Source organism: Halosolutus gelatinilyticus (assembly GCF_023028105.1).
Lineage (GTDB): Archaea > Halobacteriota > Halobacteria > Halobacteriales > Natrialbaceae > Halosolutus > Halosolutus gelatinilyticus.
Window position 1 is genome coordinate 1,183,386 of the sequence record NZ_CP095491.1, and the last position, 13,656, is coordinate 1,197,041.

Here is a 13,656-nt window from a genome sequence, read left to right on the forward strand (position 1 = left end):
CGCACAAAAAGAACCACACGACGGGACGTGGGTCCCGATAGTGTTTAATATGCTCATTTCGTACGACCGAACGTAATGTCGGAAGTCTGCTCGACGTGCGGGCTCCCCCAGGAACTTTGCGTCTGCGAAGACGTGGCCAAGGGGCAGCAAGAACTCAACATCCGCATTGACGAGCGTAGATACGGAAAAGAGGTAACGATCATCGAAGGCTTCGATCCGAAAGACGTCGACTTAGACAGTCTCTCGTCGGATCTCAAGTCCAAGTTCGCCTGTGGCGGCACCGTCGAGGACAGCCACATCGAACTGCAAGGCAACCACTCCGGCCGCGTCGAAGATTTCCTTCGGGACCGCGGCTTCAACGTCGCCTGATGCCCGCGATGCTCTGAGACGACTTCCGATCCACGGCCGCGCGCGCATCGTTTCTCCTACCGACTTCGCGTTGTTCAGTTCCCCAGCAGCGCCGCCGTCGGCGAGATCCCTACGACACCGCTGTGTCGAACGCGCCGACCGAGACGGTGGCGGGCGATCGATCGGTGCGTCCGGGGACTTCCCGAGGAGCTAGAAGGGGGATTCGGCGTCGGCGGTCGACTCGCCCTCGCCGGCCTCGTCCGCGACGAGGCCGAACTTCATGCCGTACTTCTCGAGGCCGCCTTCCATGCTCTCGACGCGGGCGTCGGCGGTGCCCTCGTAGGAGCCGATGAGCTGGGCCGCCTGGACGCTCGCCTTGCCGTGCGGACAGACGGTCACGATGCGGTCTTCGCCTTCGAGTTCGTCGATCCGGCTCGTGAGCTCCTGGAACGGGAGGTTTTCGCTGTCGGGGATGTGGCTGCGTTTGAAGCTCTGTGCATCCCGAATGTCGACGACTCGGACGTCGTCGCCGTTCTCGAGGAGTTCCTTCACCTCGTCCGGGGTGATTTCGCCGTCCATTATCCCGGTGTTAGGACGCCGGGCGAATAAGCCCACGGGTCGGTTCTCGGATCCATAGTCGGAAGAGACGCCTCGATACTGAGACCACTACAAGGTGGCCACAATCGGTTGACTACCGGCGCGTAAACGGATAGTTCTACGCTGAACAGAAGCTCACTACCGCGGATCGCCCTAAAGCAATCCGTCCTCCTTCGCGAGCAACAGCGACGTCAGCGTCGAGTCGTTGGCCGGCTGTTCGCGGGCCCGACCGAGCGCCTCGTCGACCGGCACGGTCGTCACGGAGAGGAACTCGTTGGAGTCGAGTTCCCGCCTGCCGGGTTCGAGCCCCTCGGCGTAGACGACGCCCCGATCGTGTCGGAGCACCCCGGTGGCGACGGCGTACTCCTGGAGGAGCGCGGTGCTCGACGGCCGAAATCCGGTCTCCTCCTCGAGTTCGCGCGCGGCGGCCGTCGTGTAGGACTCGCCGTCCTCGACGATGCCGGCGGGCAACTCGAGGTGCGTCTCCCGGATCGGCGGCCGGTACTGCTCGACGAACAGGAGCCGGTCCCGACCGTCGTCGATCGGCTCGTCGTTCTCGCCGTCGATCGGGTTCGTATCGTCGCCGCTCCCGTCCGTGTCCGCGCCGATCGCGTCGACGAGGACGCCAGCGTCGATCCGGGCGACGACGACCACCGCCGGCGGCAGTTCGGCCCAGTAGTAGCGCTTCTCGGCGCCGTCGGGCTGTTCGAGCAGATCGTACCCCCCGTCGTACCAGGGCGTCTCGTACTCGGTCACCTCCTCGAGGAGGTCCCAGTCGTCGGGTTCGGTCATCGGGTAACTGCTACGGGCGCCGACCGTAATAGGTGGCGTTTCGGATCACGCGTCGCCGGCCTCCGACTCCGCCTCGAAGGTGGGCCCCTCGGTGAAGACCAGTTCGTCCGCCCGCGCCAGCCAGTCGATGCCCCACTTGACGGTCGGCGGGACGAGCACCGTCGTGAAGATCGCCGTGAAGACGAGCACCGAGAACAGCTCCTGACCGATGACGCCGGCCGAGAGAGCGATCGAGACGATGACGATCTCGACGGTTCCTCGGCCGTTCATTCCGAGCCCGATGACGAGTCCCTCCTTCGAGGAGAGCTTCGTCGGGAGGGCGAATAGCCAACTGCCGACGATCTTGCCGACGAAGGCGATGATCAAGATGAGCACGAGCAGGTCGAGTCGCTGCGTGAACACGCTGAGGGTGAGTTCGAACGCGACCGAGACGAAGAAGATCGGGGCGAAAAAGCCCATCGCCAGGTCGTACATGACGTCGTACATGTGGTTGTAGATGTCCGGGTCGAGCTGCGCCTGTCGGAGGAACAACCCGGCGATGAACCCGCCGATGATCATGTGGAGGTCGACCAGCGCCGCGAAGAAGGCGAAGACCAGCGCGACCACGAGCGCGACCGTAAACGCCGAGGTCTTGTCGACGAACTCGTGGCGCTCCATCCACGTCTGGAGCCCCTCCCAGATGTAGGGAAGGAACCGATCGCCGACCACCAGCGCGGCCGCGAAGAACAACAGCGCCTTCCCCGCGACCAGTCCGAGATCGACGATCGTCACGTCGCCCGTTTCGATGAATCCCATGATGCCGGCGAAGACGACCATCACGCCCACGTCAGACAGCAGCGCACCCCCGAGGAGAACCCCCGCGATGCGCGTATCGAGGATCCCCAGATCGACCAGGATGCGCGACTTCGTCGCCAGCGACGTCGCGGCCATCGCGATGCCGATGAATAGCGACTGCTCCATCGTCGCACCGATGAACCCCCCGGCCAGGTAGCCGAGGCCGAAGGGGACGACGAAGCCGCCGAACGCGACCATCAGCGCCTGCGGACCGAGTTCGAACAGGTCGTGGAGGTCGACCTCCATCCCGACGTAGATCATCAACAGGAAGACGCCGAGTTCCGCGAAGACGTCGATCGCCTCGGAACCGTGTAACAGCCCGAACACCGCCGGTCCGAAGACGATCCCCGCGAAGAGTTCCCCCATCAGCGCCGGGTAGCCGAGCCGCTCGACGATGAGGCCGAAGATCCACGCGAGCGTTAATACCAGCAGGAGATTGAGCAGATCAATGCCGCCGGCTTCGACCATGTCGTGTCCTACAGGGTCCAGTAGTGAAGCGCCTTGGGGTCGGGGCAGATAGTCGTCAGGACTGCGCGACGAGATCCCGGTAGATCCGTCCGAACGCCTGTCGGCGGAGCGTCGCGATCGCGGCGTCCTCCTCGCGCTGGAACGTCGCCGCAACGGCGTCGCCCTCGGGGCCCGCGTGCCAGACGACGCGATCGACGCTCTCGTGGCCGACCTCGGTCACGTCGCCGTCGTACGCGTCACGCCACTCCTCGTACTCCTCGCGGCTGCCGACCCGCACTTCGAGAAGGCTCGCGAACAGGGCGTCGCGGGCCGTCTCGACGACGTCGCCGGTGACGCGCTCGCCGTACTCCTCGCGATCGAACGCCATCGCCTTCGCGACCTCGCGGACGACCGTCTGGGCCGCAGGGCCGACCGTCTCGTACTGTTCGCGCGCGTCCTCGGTCGACTCGAAGGTGAACGTCCCCGCCGTGTGCATAGGCGAACGGTCGTGCGTCGGATAGTTACGCGTTTTCGTTTTCGGTCTCGCGTCCCGCCTGCGCGTCGTCGGCGTCCTCTTCGGCCGTCCCCTGCATCCGGCGGGTCAACTCGCGGGCCTCCTCGAGGACGCGCTCCGTTTCGCTCGTCATCTCGCCGCGTCCGGGCCGGCGAGACTGTCGGGCGAGTTCGTCCTCCAGCGTCGGCGAGTGGCCGTGGCTCGAGTCGAACTCGGGGGTGTCGACCTCCGGTGCGTACTGACTGACGATCTCGCCGAGTTCCTCGGGGGTGCGATCGGGCCAGTCCGGAGCGTGTTCCTCGAGCCACGCCTCGTGATCCTCGCGGCCGAGCGAGGCGGTGACGGCGAGGTGGTTCGCGAGGTGTTCCGCGTCGGCCTGTTCGGCGTCACAGACCGGGCAGGCGTATCCCATACTGAAAGGTACGGACGCGCGTCGTAAAACCTGCCCGTCATGGCTCGGGGGTTCAGTACCGAACGTGCGTGGTAACCAGCGTCTCGAGCACATTCAGAACAGCGACTACGAGCCCAGTTTTCGGATCATCACGATCGCGTCCTCCTTGCCGTCGTAGTAGCCGGGCACCCGTCGAAGCGGTTCGAAGCCGAACTCGCGGTAGAGGCGTTTCGCCCCGTCGTTCGACTCTCGAACCTCGAGTTTGACGGTGTCGGCGCCGCGGGCCGCGAGCACGGAGAGCGATCGGGAGAGCAGCGTCGATCCGATGCCCGCCCCGCGTCGATCGGGATGGACGGCGATGTCCTTGATGTGGCCCAGGTGCCGGCCGTAGGTCGTCGTCACGTCGGCGACGACGTAGCCGGCGACCGCGCCGTCCTCGATCGCGACCAGAAAGCCGGGATCGCCGAGAAACCCTTCGAACGCCTCGTACGGCCAGGGCTGCGGGAACGAGGCCGTCTCGATGCGGACGACTGCGAGCAGGTCCACCCGCTCCGCAGGCCGAATCGATACCTCGCCAGCGTCGTCCGAACCCGGCACGGGGACTGTCACAGTCGTCACTCTATCGCGAGCAGTAAAAGAAGTACGCGTCCCTCGCAGGCGGTCAGACCGGTTCGAGGCGCTCGATCTCCGCGTCCGACCAGTCGTAGAAGTGGCGATCGGTCTCCCGGAGGACCTCGACGCACTCGTTGTACTGGCCGCGGGCTTCGTCGACGAGGGGATCGTTCGGGTTCTCCTCGATCCACTCGCGGAGCTCGGCCAGCGCCGTCGGCGAGTAGGTGTCCATTCGATCCTGGTGTTCGAGGATCTCGACCTTCTCGCTCTCCTGGCGCAAGGTTCGGACGAGCGCCCAGCCGGCGACGCCGTAGAACGCCAGCAGGGTGAACGCGAGCATCCCGAGCACCTCGGCGGTCAACGCCTGGGCGGGCAGGATCATCAGTCGTCACCTCCCGGAACCTCGGCAGCGTCCGGGTGGCCGCGGCGGCCCTCGACGATCGACATGATCGCGTACCCGATGATCGGGAACAACACGAGCACCAACATCCCGCCGATCATCTCGCGGTCGCCGAAGTTCTCGTAAGCGAAGTAGCCGATGATGAAGAGCATCACCGCGGGGATGACGTACTTGATCACGGGATCCCACCAGCGACCGATATGGATGCCGGCATTGCGGTCGACCGCCAGCAGACGCAGCCGTTCGGGACCCAGAACCCAGCCGATAACGCCGATGATCGCGAGCGTCGCGAGCGGCAACCCCCAGTTCCCGAAGACGAAGTCAAGGAAGTCGAGAGTCTCGACGTTGTAGGCGCTCGGGATGCCGAGCAGCCAGATTCCGGCACAGACGCCGAGGACCGTTTGTTCGCGACTCAGCCGCGTCTCCTCGGAGAGCGTCGTGACGCTCACCTCCGTAATCAACAGCCCGGACGTAAACGCCGCGAGGAAGAAACCGACGAAGAAGAGTATCGCGACGAGTCCGCCGAGGGGGATCTCGGGGAACACCTGCACGAGCGAGATAAACGTGAGGCTCGGACCTACGTCCGGCTCGAGCCCGGCCGCGAAGACGATCGGGAAGATCGCCAACGCCGCGAGGATGCCGACGCTCGACTCGCCGATCGCCGTGAAGACGCCACCGCCCAGCGGCACGTCGTCGTACTCGCGCAGGTAGCTGCCGATGGTGAGTGCGATCCCCCAGCCGAGCCCCGTCGAGAACAGCGCCTGCCCGAGCGCGGTGATCCACGTGTCGCTGTACGTGAGGTACTCCCACTGGACGCCGAACGTGAAGGCGATCCCCTCGCTCGCACCGGGGAGCGTGAGCCCGCGAATCGTCATGACGACGAGCGCGACGATCAACGCGGGGACCGCGTAGACGACGACCCGCTCGACGCCGCGCCGAATGCCGAGGTAGAGGACCGCCGCGATCGACGCCATCACTGCCGTGTGCAGGCCGATCATCAGAGCGGGGTTCGCGAGCAGTCCCTCCCAGAACGCCTGTGGCTCGAATCCGCTCCCGGTGAACGTGAACAACAGCGAGTGGATCGCGTAGTACAGCGTCCACCCGATCACCGGCGAGTAGTACGACATCAGCGCGATGTTCACCAGAAGCACGACGACGCCGAAGCCGACCAGCCCACCGGAACCGACGACGTCGCGGAACGCGCCGATGACGCCCTTATTCGTGTACCGCCCGAGGGCGACCTCCGCCATCAATCCAGGGACACAGAGCACGAACAGGATCGTAAGGAACGCGAGGATGAACGCACCGCCCCCGTTTTTCCCCGCGACGTACGGGAAGCGCCAAATGTTCCCGGCGCCGACCATCGCACCGATCATTGCCATCAGGAATCCGAATCGGGACCCCCACTCCGCGCGGGCCGTTTTCGTTGGGACGTCAGCCATTGCGACTCACACCGGCCACACCACGTGCAGGAACCTATATGTATGGTATATGCCAGCACGAAACACTAGCGTAAGATCCGATTACCGGTCCGTTCGGCCTGCGGCGGCCGAACAGCCGCTAGCTCGTCCCGAGTCACCCCGAGAACGACCGCGATCGGTCGACGATCCAAGACAACGATCGGCCGCCGAACCGGTCAGTCACGGCGCCGATCAGTCGCCGCGCCCGCTTTCGCCGCTTTCGCCGTTTTCGCCGTTTTCGTCGTCCTCGTCGTCCTCGTCGATCGATGTCGTCGGCTGCTCGTCTTCCGTCCCTCCGTACTGTCCTTGCTCCTCGGATTCCTCGGGGTCGTCGGTCTCTTCGGATTCTCCGGCCATTCGGATCACTCGGCGGGGATCGCGTCTATCTCGAACCGTTCGGTCAGCTCCTTCAGTTCGTCCAAGGCGCCCTGTTCCTCCCGGAGGTTCTCCTCGAGGAGATCCGCCGCGTCGTCCATTCCCAGTTGGTCCGCAAGCGGGATCAGGTTGCCGTAGGCCGCGATTTCGTAGTGTTCGGTCTTCTCTGCGGCCGCCATGTTGTGGTAATCGAGCACCTCCTGTGAGGGATCCTGCTGGGTGAACTCCTCGTACTCCTCGATGAGGCCCTGAATCCCCTCACACTCCTCCTTTTCGGGCGGCTCGCCGAACATCTCGAACACCTCCTCGAGCCGATCGATGTGCGTCTGCGTCTCCTCGCGGTGCTCAGCGAAGGCGCTCGCGATCTCGTCGCGCTCCGTGTTCGATTCGAGTTCGGAGAGCGCGTCGAGCAGTTCGTGTTCGGCGTGGTAGAGGTCTTCGAGGCCGTGTTCGAACAGGTCTTGGATGGTTTTGAGACTCATGGGACAACCACACGTCCGGTTCAGCGGCCGCGAGAAAAAGTCGCCAGCCTGCGACGGCAGGTTGGACGCGAACGGCGAGGAGCGGTCGCGCTCTTCGCCGAGTGACCCGCCGATCGGATCAGATACTGATGCATCGTTCGAAGGGGCGCCACACGTACCGGCTATTTTTGCCACGCCGGCGCGCCGAATTCGCGACATCACCGCGACGGCCGATCTGCGTATCATCGATCCGCCGTCGCGGCGCTGAGCGCGGCCGTCGCCCCGTTCCGCGCTGACTCGTGCTCCGGCTCGGGGTACCGTCAGCGAGCGCGATGGCAACGAATCGAGCCCCCGGTAACGGGCCGCCCCGGGCGTTACGACGCGATCGGGAACGTCCCGCATCGGTCGGACGCCCGGATTCCGCCTCGACGGCGGGTTCGATCCGCCGATCGCGTATTCGGCTCGATCTCGTTCGACTCAAGCGGGCGATTCGCTACGAACGCCGAGCCCGACAGCGGGCATCGCCGTCGTCGATCGTGGCAAACGCCGTCTGAGATAGCGGCATCAATCACCCCTAAGACAGAGCACGGGTATCGCTTGCTGACGGAGCGTCACTTAAGGGCATTCCGTTCGAAGGGCGACCAATGACTGACGGAGTCGAATGCAAACCAGAGCCGGGCGAGCAGGACACGGACGACGAGCGCGACGACGCTCACCTCGACGATATCGAAGAGGGCGCCGGCTGCACGGAGATCTGGGAACACCTCGCGGAAAAACGCGACGAATAACGCATTCGGGGCAGCCGCCGATTCGGAACCCACTGAGCCCGCTTTCGAACTCGTATCGATGCTTCGTATTCTCGCCGAGAACCGAGGTCGAAGCGCACCGGTTCGGGATACCGACGAGTACGAGTTGTGACAGTCTCTGTGGTAACGACCTTTTTAATGGCGAGCCACCTATGATCCCGCATGACTGACAACCGGTCCGGCGATCGGCACACCGGCCGCGACGACCACGGTCGCCCGATCCCGACGGACCGCGAATCACCGGTCGGCGCGCCCGTCATTCGAGGCGACGAGTCGGTCACCGGGACCCGAGCCCGCGAAGCCGTTCAGTTCGACCCCGATGACCCCGAGAGCCTCGCCGCGGCCGCGGAAACCGTCCGGCGGTTCGCCGCCGGAAAGACCGAAGACGATCACCTCTACATGCTCCGGGGCGCCGCCGCCTGCGCCGCACTCGTCCGCGGGGAAGGCTCTTACAAGGCCGCCGCCGAACGCACAGGCGGCGAAGCGACCGTCTCGTTCATCCGAAAGTGGGCCCGCGTCCACGACCTGCCGCGATCGGTCCGCAAACAAGTCGCCCTCGGCCAGATCGCACCCACCGCCGCCAAACACATCGCTCGCGTCGGTGGCGAGGCGCGACTCCTCCTGGCGTGGGCGACCCTCGACGGCGACCTCACCGTCCGCGAGGTCCGCAGCGTCGCCAGCGCCATCAACGACGGGATCCCGATCGAGCGCGCCCTCGCCGATCACGGCGTCGGACTCGGCACGATCGAACTCACGCTCTCGCCGGAAACCTACCGCGATCTCCGTCGCCGCGCCTCGATCGACGGCGTCGACCCCGGCGACCTCGTCACGGAAGCGCTCGACGAGTACTTTCAGTGATCGGCGGACCACACCAGCCCTGCTACTCGACCTCGGCCCCCGTCGAAGAAAGAAACGTTTAACCACCGCTCACCGATAGTAGGAACCAGAGGGCCGGTAGCTCAGTCCGGCAGAGCGTCTGGCTTTTAACCAGACGGTCGCGTGTTCAAATCGCGCCCGGCCCGCTTTCCCGTTGCGAACAAATACGTGAGCAACAGGTGACGGAACCGGCGGAATTTGAACGCAGGAAACGGGAAGTGAGCGACGCCGAAGGTGAAGCGAGACGGGAACGACCGCGCGTTCGAATGTGCATCCCGCTCGCGATCTCGGTGTGAACGAACCTGCGAGCTACAAGGTTCGAGACCGGCAAATCCGGATTCCAGAAACAGCTCCGTCGCGAGGTCGACGGAGACTGACGGTGTCGAGCACGGCCGCCCGGCGAGCAAATTGATCAGCCGAACGGCCGATTCGATCGGCGACGTCCGCGCCCTCACAAGATCCAGGATGTCGACGGACGATTCTCGCCGGCGTCGATCGCAATCCTGGCGACGGGGCCAGCGTAGTCGCTGCGTTCGGCGGTGCCTGTCAGCGTTCGTCGTTTACGGTGTTCGCTGTCCCGTCGATTATGCCCTCCCCGCATCGACCAGAGTCCGATCGCTGCGACGGCAGTTCGGAACCGGCCACTCGCATCCCGAAGGCCGACACAGACTCAGCAAATTTCCGCTCGGTCAACCGCTCCAGACCGGATCAGCATCGGGTAACGCGCGTTTGCAGCTCTGGGGCCGAAAGTAGAGAACTCGCAACCGGTTTTTACTGAGAGCTCATCGCCAGTGAACAACGCTCCGACGGTTTTCAGAAACCGGAATGAGCACGACCCTCATCGGGATCGAACGTCCGGGCGCAGCGTCCCGTGTACTTGAACCCCGATTTCAGGCAGTACCCATAACCGCCACCATGGTCGAAGCTGGACCCGTCGCGCTGCCTACCCCGGCGTTTCCACTGGAGAGTTCAAAAATATCAAAACCGTCCGTTCCAAACGCGATCGTGCGTCCGATCCCCTATCCAGATGTATTATGAGGAATGTAGGTAAGCCAAGGGCCGGATTTGAACCGGCGGTAGGCGGCTCTGCAGGCCGCTGCGTTCGGCCGGACTCTGCCACCTTGGCGCAGTACGTAGTTGTCACTGCGTTCGTTTAAGCATAGCGGTACGCCACGGGGACTGTGACGTCCACACATGCAAAAAGCCCCGCACAGCCGAAGCAGCGGCTGTGCGGGGCGTGATTGAATAGAGTATGAGTGGTCGGCGGCGAATCGGGGTTTCCAGAGGGTCTCCCACTCCAGTACTGACCGACACGCTGGCGGGCTTATCTTCCGTGTTCGGGATGGGTACGGGAGGGTCCCCGCCGCTGTGGCCGCCGTAACGCCGATTCGCGGAATCGAACCGCGATCATGCCAATATCGGTTGGTTGTGTTGTGACCGTAATGTGCGTGTAGTCCAGTGTGCGTCTGGACCCGTTTCCGGGCCAGTGCAGATCCAATGTAACGTAATGTATGATTGTGTGGCTTGATCGGTTAGTGCTCGCGGGCTCAACACCTCGTTGCCTTGGTGCGTACACCCCGAGTCTATCGAACTCGTCTTCTACGAGTGATCTCGGTGGTTCCTCTTTTCCAGGTGGGTTTCGAGCTTAGATGCGTTCAGCTCTTACCCCGTGGTGCGTAGCTGCCCGGCACGTGCTCTTTCGAACAGCCGGTAGACTAGTGGCACCCATTCGTAGTTCCTCTCGTACTATACGAACGTTCCCGTCAGGAACCTCACACCCCCAATAGATAGCAGCCGACCTGTCTCACGACGGTCTAAACCCAGCTCACGACCTCCTTTAATAGGCGAACAACCTCACCCTTGGCCGATGCTGCACGGCCAGGATGGAGGGAACCGACATCGAGGTAGCAAGCCACCCGGTCGATATGTGCTCTTGCGGGTGACGACTCTGTTATCCCTAAGGTAGCTTTTCTGTCAGCAATTGCCCGCATCTATCGGGCTAATTGGTTCGCTAGACCACGCTTTCGCGTCAGCGTCCCTTGTTGTGCAGGACACTGTCAGGCTTCCGTTTGCTCTTGCGCTCTGTTCCGGGTCTCCGACCCGGATGAGGAAACCTTGGGGCGCGCTCGATATCTTTTCAAGCGCGTACCGCCCCAGTCAAACTGCCCGGCTACCGGTGTCCTCCTCCCGGAGTGAGAGTCACAGTCACCATCGGGTAGTATTTCAGTGATGGCTCGGTGGCCCGCTGGCGCGGGTACCTGTGTAACGCCTCCTACCTATGCTGCACAATGGCGACCATGTCTCAGCGACAGCCTGCAGTAAAGCTCTATAGGGTCTTCGCTTCCCCTTGGGGGTCTCCAGACTCCGCACTGGAACGTACAGTTCACCGGGCCCAACGTTGGGACAGTGGCGCTCTCGTTGATCCATTCATGCAAGCCGCTACTGAAGCGGCAAGGTACTACGCTACCTTAAGAGGGTCATAGTTACCCCCGCCGTTAACAGGTCCTTCGTCCCCTTGTACGGGGTGTTCAGATACCTGCACTGGGCAGGATTCAGTGACCGTACGAGTCCTTGCGGATTTGCGGTCACCTATGTTGTTACTAGACAGTCGGAGCGCCCGAGTCACTGCGACCTGCCTCTTTCCGAGGCAGGCATCCCTTATTGCGAACGTACGGGACTAACTTGCCGAATTCCCTAACGTCGGTTATTCCCGACAGACCTTGGCTTTCGCTGCCACGAGTACCTGTGTCGGATCTCGGTACGGACAGTGTGCTCGCCTTTTCACGGGCTCTAGGTTGACCTCTCTTTCGCTATCCAGTCATTCGTTCGCTTCGTGCCATTACGGCTTCCACGAAGTTCGACTGTTCGACCGGGCGATAGCCCGGCAGAGGCGGCCCCAAAGCGTCGGCTTTGAGTGCACACTGGCATAGGACTATTAACCTATTTCCCAATTTGTCAGCTTCGACTTACGGGCTGACTTAGGACCGGCTAACCCTCAGCTGATTAGCATTGCTGAGGAACCCTTACTCGTTCGGCCGTCGGGGTTCTCACCCGACTCACGCTGCTACTATGACCAGGATTTTCGTTACCGCACGGTCCACATGATCTCTCGACCATGCTTCCGCCCGAACGGAACGCCAACCTACGGGATCGTGTTGTGACACACGCCGCTAGGTCTCGGTGGTGGATTTGAGCCCCGATCATTTTCGGCGCCGCAAACCTCGGCCGGTAAGCTGTTACGCTTTTCTTAGAGGGTAGCTGCTTCTAAGCTCACCTCCCGGCTGTCTAGGGCTTGCGACCACCTTCGATCGCACTTAATCCACACTTGGGGACCTTAACCCAGCTCTGGGTTGTCTCCCTCACGGTACACAGGCTTACCCCGCGCACCGGACTCCCTGCGTCAGCGACGTCCGTAGGTTCGGAGTTGGACAGGGGGGCACACTCCTCTCGGAGTGCGGTCCCCCAATCCGTCGCTCTACCCCACGGACTATCTCAGCAGAGGTCATGCTTCGACATGTTTCGGTTGGAACCAGCTGTTTCCGGATTCGATGGGCCTTTCACCCCTAGACGCAGGTCACGCGAGGGTATTGTAGGACACCAACGCTAACGGGCCTCCACGTGGCTTTCGCCACGCTTCACCCTGCCTGAGTCTAGATCATCCGGTTTCGGGTCGTGCCCGATTGACTCCCCGCGCTTGAACACGGCGGCCCTCACACTAGGTGCTGCGGCCATGTCGGTTTCCCTATGCCTTCCCCGATGATCGGGTTAGACTCGTCAATCAGGCACACTCCCTGGTTCGTTTTTCAAAACGCACGACGGAACATCGGCTTCCTGCGATTCTTACTGTACCCTCGCGGGTAGGTCATTTTTCGCAGGACCTTGTATGCCCCGTCGCTCCATCGCCAACTGATTTCACGCCCTATTGCACCTCCCTTCTCGGGGTGCTTTTCAGCGTTCGTTCACACTACTTGTTCGCTATCGGTCTCGAGGAGTGTTTAGTCTTCGCGGTTGATGCCCGCGGAATTCACGAGGAATATCCAATCCCCGCTACTCTGGAGCTGACTCGTCCGGTACTCATCTGCAGTACGGGGCTGTCACCCTGTTTCGCACTCTGTTCCAAGAGACTTCGTGCAGATTTTCGCGGAGTGATCGTCAGTCCGAACACCACATTGCCCGTGAGGGCTTCGGTTTGGACTGTGTCGCGTTCACTCGCCGTTACTAACGACATCGCGATTGCTTTCTTTTCCTGCCGGTACTAAGATGTTTCAATTCCCGGCGTTCCCCATTGCGCAAGGCAATTGCGGTGGGGATTCCCATTCGGAGATCCTGAGTTCTTCGCCTCCGTGCGGCTCCCTCAGGCTTATCGCAGCTTGGCACGTCCTTCTTCAGCTCTCGAGCCGAGCGATCCACCAGCTGGCACAGTAGCCACGTTCGTCGGATCTGGTATGGGTTACATCAGAGATGTAACCGAGTGACCCGGGAACGGGTCCAGTGGACGCCTGGACTACACGTACACACGGTCTCATCTGCACGCTTGGAGACTGCCAAGCGTGCATTAACCCTTCCCACTCACGCTTGCGCGGAGTGGTGCATCGGTTATTGTCGGATTGGATCGTAGCGCCGTCTCCCACTTAAGGGACACGATCTCGATCCGCTCCGAGACATGGACCCACAGGGATTCGAACCCTGGGCATCCTCCTTGCAAAGGAGGCACTCTACCACTGAGCTATGGGCCCACCCTCT

The 13,656-nt window shown here is 62.7% G+C and carries 13 protein-coding genes, 3 tRNA genes and 2 rRNA genes; 4 read left to right on the top strand and 14 right to left on the bottom strand.

What is annotated here, in order from left to right; all coding sequences use genetic code 11:
- Positions 1-75: 75 nt before the first annotated feature.
- Positions 76-369: a stress response translation initiation inhibitor YciH gene (yciH, locus tag MUH00_RS06055; RefSeq protein ID WP_247003040.1), complete on the top strand. Its 294-nt coding sequence runs from the start codon at positions 76-78 to the stop codon at positions 367-369.
- Between the two features lie 189 nt (positions 370-558).
- On the opposite strand, the gene MUH00_RS06060 is transcribed toward yciH, so the two are convergent.
- From MUH00_RS06060 to MUH00_RS06105, 10 genes are all read right to left on the bottom strand, one after another.
- A complete protein-coding gene (locus MUH00_RS06060; RefSeq protein WP_247003041.1) occupies positions 559-927 on the bottom strand; it encodes a rhodanese-like domain-containing protein in 369 nt (122 codons plus the stop codon).
- 171 nt (positions 928-1,098) lie between these two features.
- Positions 1,099-1,737 carry an NUDIX hydrolase gene (locus tag MUH00_RS06065; protein WP_247003042.1) on the bottom strand — a complete coding sequence of 213 codons (639 nt, stop codon included), beginning with the start codon at positions 1,735-1,737 and terminating at the stop codon, positions 1,099-1,101.
- A 45-nt stretch (positions 1,738-1,782) separates the two neighbouring features.
- The gene (locus MUH00_RS06070; protein ID WP_247003043.1) at positions 1,783-3,039 is read right to left on the bottom strand and encodes a cation:proton antiporter; all 1,257 of its coding nucleotides are present in this window, start codon (positions 3,037-3,039) and stop codon (positions 1,783-1,785) included.
- 55 nt (positions 3,040-3,094) lie between these two features.
- On the bottom strand, positions 3,095-3,514 hold the full coding sequence (locus MUH00_RS06075; protein WP_247003044.1) for a DUF5809 family protein: 420 nt from the start codon (positions 3,512-3,514) through the stop codon (positions 3,095-3,097).
- A 25-nt stretch (positions 3,515-3,539) separates the two neighbouring features.
- A complete protein-coding gene (locus MUH00_RS06080) occupies positions 3,540-3,944 on the bottom strand; it encodes a DUF5810 domain-containing protein (protein WP_247003045.1) in 405 nt (134 codons plus the stop codon).
- Positions 3,945-4,049: 105 nt separating this feature from the next.
- Positions 4,050-4,532 carry a ribosomal protein S18-alanine N-acetyltransferase gene (gene rimI, locus MUH00_RS06085; RefSeq protein WP_247003046.1) on the bottom strand — a complete coding sequence of 161 codons (483 nt, stop codon included), beginning with the start codon at positions 4,530-4,532 and terminating at the stop codon, positions 4,050-4,052.
- 52 nt (positions 4,533-4,584) lie between these two features.
- Positions 4,585-4,917 carry a DUF8026 family protein gene (locus MUH00_RS06090; RefSeq protein WP_247003047.1) on the bottom strand — a complete coding sequence of 111 codons (333 nt, stop codon included), beginning with the start codon at positions 4,915-4,917 and terminating at the stop codon, positions 4,585-4,587.
- Positions 4,917-6,317, bottom strand: coding sequence for a sodium-dependent transporter (locus tag MUH00_RS06095; protein WP_247004086.1), 1,401 nt, complete (start codon positions 6,315-6,317; stop codon positions 4,917-4,919). The genes MUH00_RS06090 and MUH00_RS06095 overlap by 1 nt, the downstream gene beginning before the upstream one ends.
- Positions 6,318-6,587: 270 nt before the next feature.
- A complete protein-coding gene (locus MUH00_RS06100) occupies positions 6,588-6,752 on the bottom strand; it encodes a hypothetical protein (protein ID WP_247003048.1) in 165 nt (54 codons plus the stop codon).
- A gap of 5 nt (positions 6,753-6,757) precedes the next feature.
- Positions 6,758-7,252, bottom strand: coding sequence for a ferritin-like domain-containing protein (locus MUH00_RS06105; RefSeq protein ID WP_247003049.1), 495 nt, complete (start codon positions 7,250-7,252; stop codon positions 6,758-6,760).
- 623 nt (positions 7,253-7,875) lie between these two features.
- Between MUH00_RS06105 and MUH00_RS06110 the strand changes: the two genes are divergently transcribed.
- The 3 genes from MUH00_RS06110 (at position 7,876) to MUH00_RS06120 (ending at position 9,059) form a co-directional block, all read left to right on the top strand.
- The gene (locus tag MUH00_RS06110; protein ID WP_247003050.1) at positions 7,876-8,019 is read left to right on the top strand and encodes a hypothetical protein; all 144 of its coding nucleotides are present in this window, start codon (positions 7,876-7,878) and stop codon (positions 8,017-8,019) included.
- 180 nt (positions 8,020-8,199) lie between these two features.
- Positions 8,200-8,895, top strand: a complete 696-nt coding sequence (locus tag MUH00_RS06115) for a DUF7119 family protein (protein WP_247003052.1) — start codon at positions 8,200-8,202, stop codon at positions 8,893-8,895.
- Positions 8,896-8,985: 90 nt separating this feature from the next.
- Positions 8,986-9,059 (top strand) — tRNA-Lys (locus MUH00_RS06120).
- Positions 9,060-9,963: 904 nt separating this feature from the next.
- Here the strand turns inward: MUH00_RS06120 and MUH00_RS06125 are convergent.
- The 4 genes from MUH00_RS06125 to MUH00_RS06140 form a co-directional block, all read right to left on the bottom strand.
- Positions 9,964-10,039 (bottom strand) — tRNA-Cys (locus tag MUH00_RS06125).
- A 132-nt stretch (positions 10,040-10,171) separates the two neighbouring features.
- Positions 10,172-10,293: ribosomal RNA gene (gene rrf, locus MUH00_RS06130) — 5S ribosomal RNA — on the bottom strand.
- Positions 10,294-10,427: 134 nt separating this feature from the next.
- Positions 10,428-13,347: ribosomal RNA gene (locus MUH00_RS06135) — 23S ribosomal RNA — on the bottom strand.
- 230 nt (positions 13,348-13,577) lie between these two features.
- Positions 13,578-13,649 (bottom strand) — tRNA-Ala (locus tag MUH00_RS06140).
- Positions 13,650-13,656 lie beyond the last annotated feature (7 nt).

Coding starts and splice junctions, on each gene's coding strand:
- MUH00_RS06070 (WP_247003043.1), bottom strand. CDS start 3,039: ATGGTCGAAGCCGGCGGCATTGATCTGCTCAATCTCCTGCTGGTATTA.
- MUH00_RS06115 (WP_247003052.1), top strand. CDS start 8,200: ATGACTGACAACCGGTCCGGCGATCGGCACACCGGCCGCGACGACCAC.
- MUH00_RS06065 (WP_247003042.1), bottom strand. CDS start 1,737: ATGACCGAACCCGACGACTGGGACCTCCTCGAGGAGGTGACCGAGTAC.
- MUH00_RS06090 (WP_247003047.1), bottom strand. CDS start 4,917: ATGATCCTGCCCGCCCAGGCGTTGACCGCCGAGGTGCTCGGGATGCTC.
- MUH00_RS06105 (WP_247003049.1), bottom strand. CDS start 7,252: ATGAGTCTCAAAACCATCCAAGACCTGTTCGAACACGGCCTCGAAGAC.
- MUH00_RS06075 (WP_247003044.1), bottom strand. CDS start 3,514: ATGCACACGGCGGGGACGTTCACCTTCGAGTCGACCGAGGACGCGCGC.
- MUH00_RS06095 (WP_247004086.1), bottom strand. CDS start 6,317: ATGGCAATGATCGGTGCGATGGTCGGCGCCGGGAACATTTGGCGCTTC.
- MUH00_RS06060 (WP_247003041.1), bottom strand. CDS start 927: ATGGACGGCGAAATCACCCCGGACGAGGTGAAGGAACTCCTCGAGAAC.
- yciH (WP_247003040.1), top strand. CDS start 76: ATGTCGGAAGTCTGCTCGACGTGCGGGCTCCCCCAGGAACTTTGCGTC.
- MUH00_RS06110 (WP_247003050.1), top strand. CDS start 7,876: ATGACTGACGGAGTCGAATGCAAACCAGAGCCGGGCGAGCAGGACACG.
- MUH00_RS06080 (WP_247003045.1), bottom strand. CDS start 3,944: ATGGGATACGCCTGCCCGGTCTGTGACGCCGAACAGGCCGACGCGGAA.
- MUH00_RS06100 (WP_247003048.1), bottom strand. CDS start 6,752: ATGGCCGGAGAATCCGAAGAGACCGACGACCCCGAGGAATCCGAGGAG.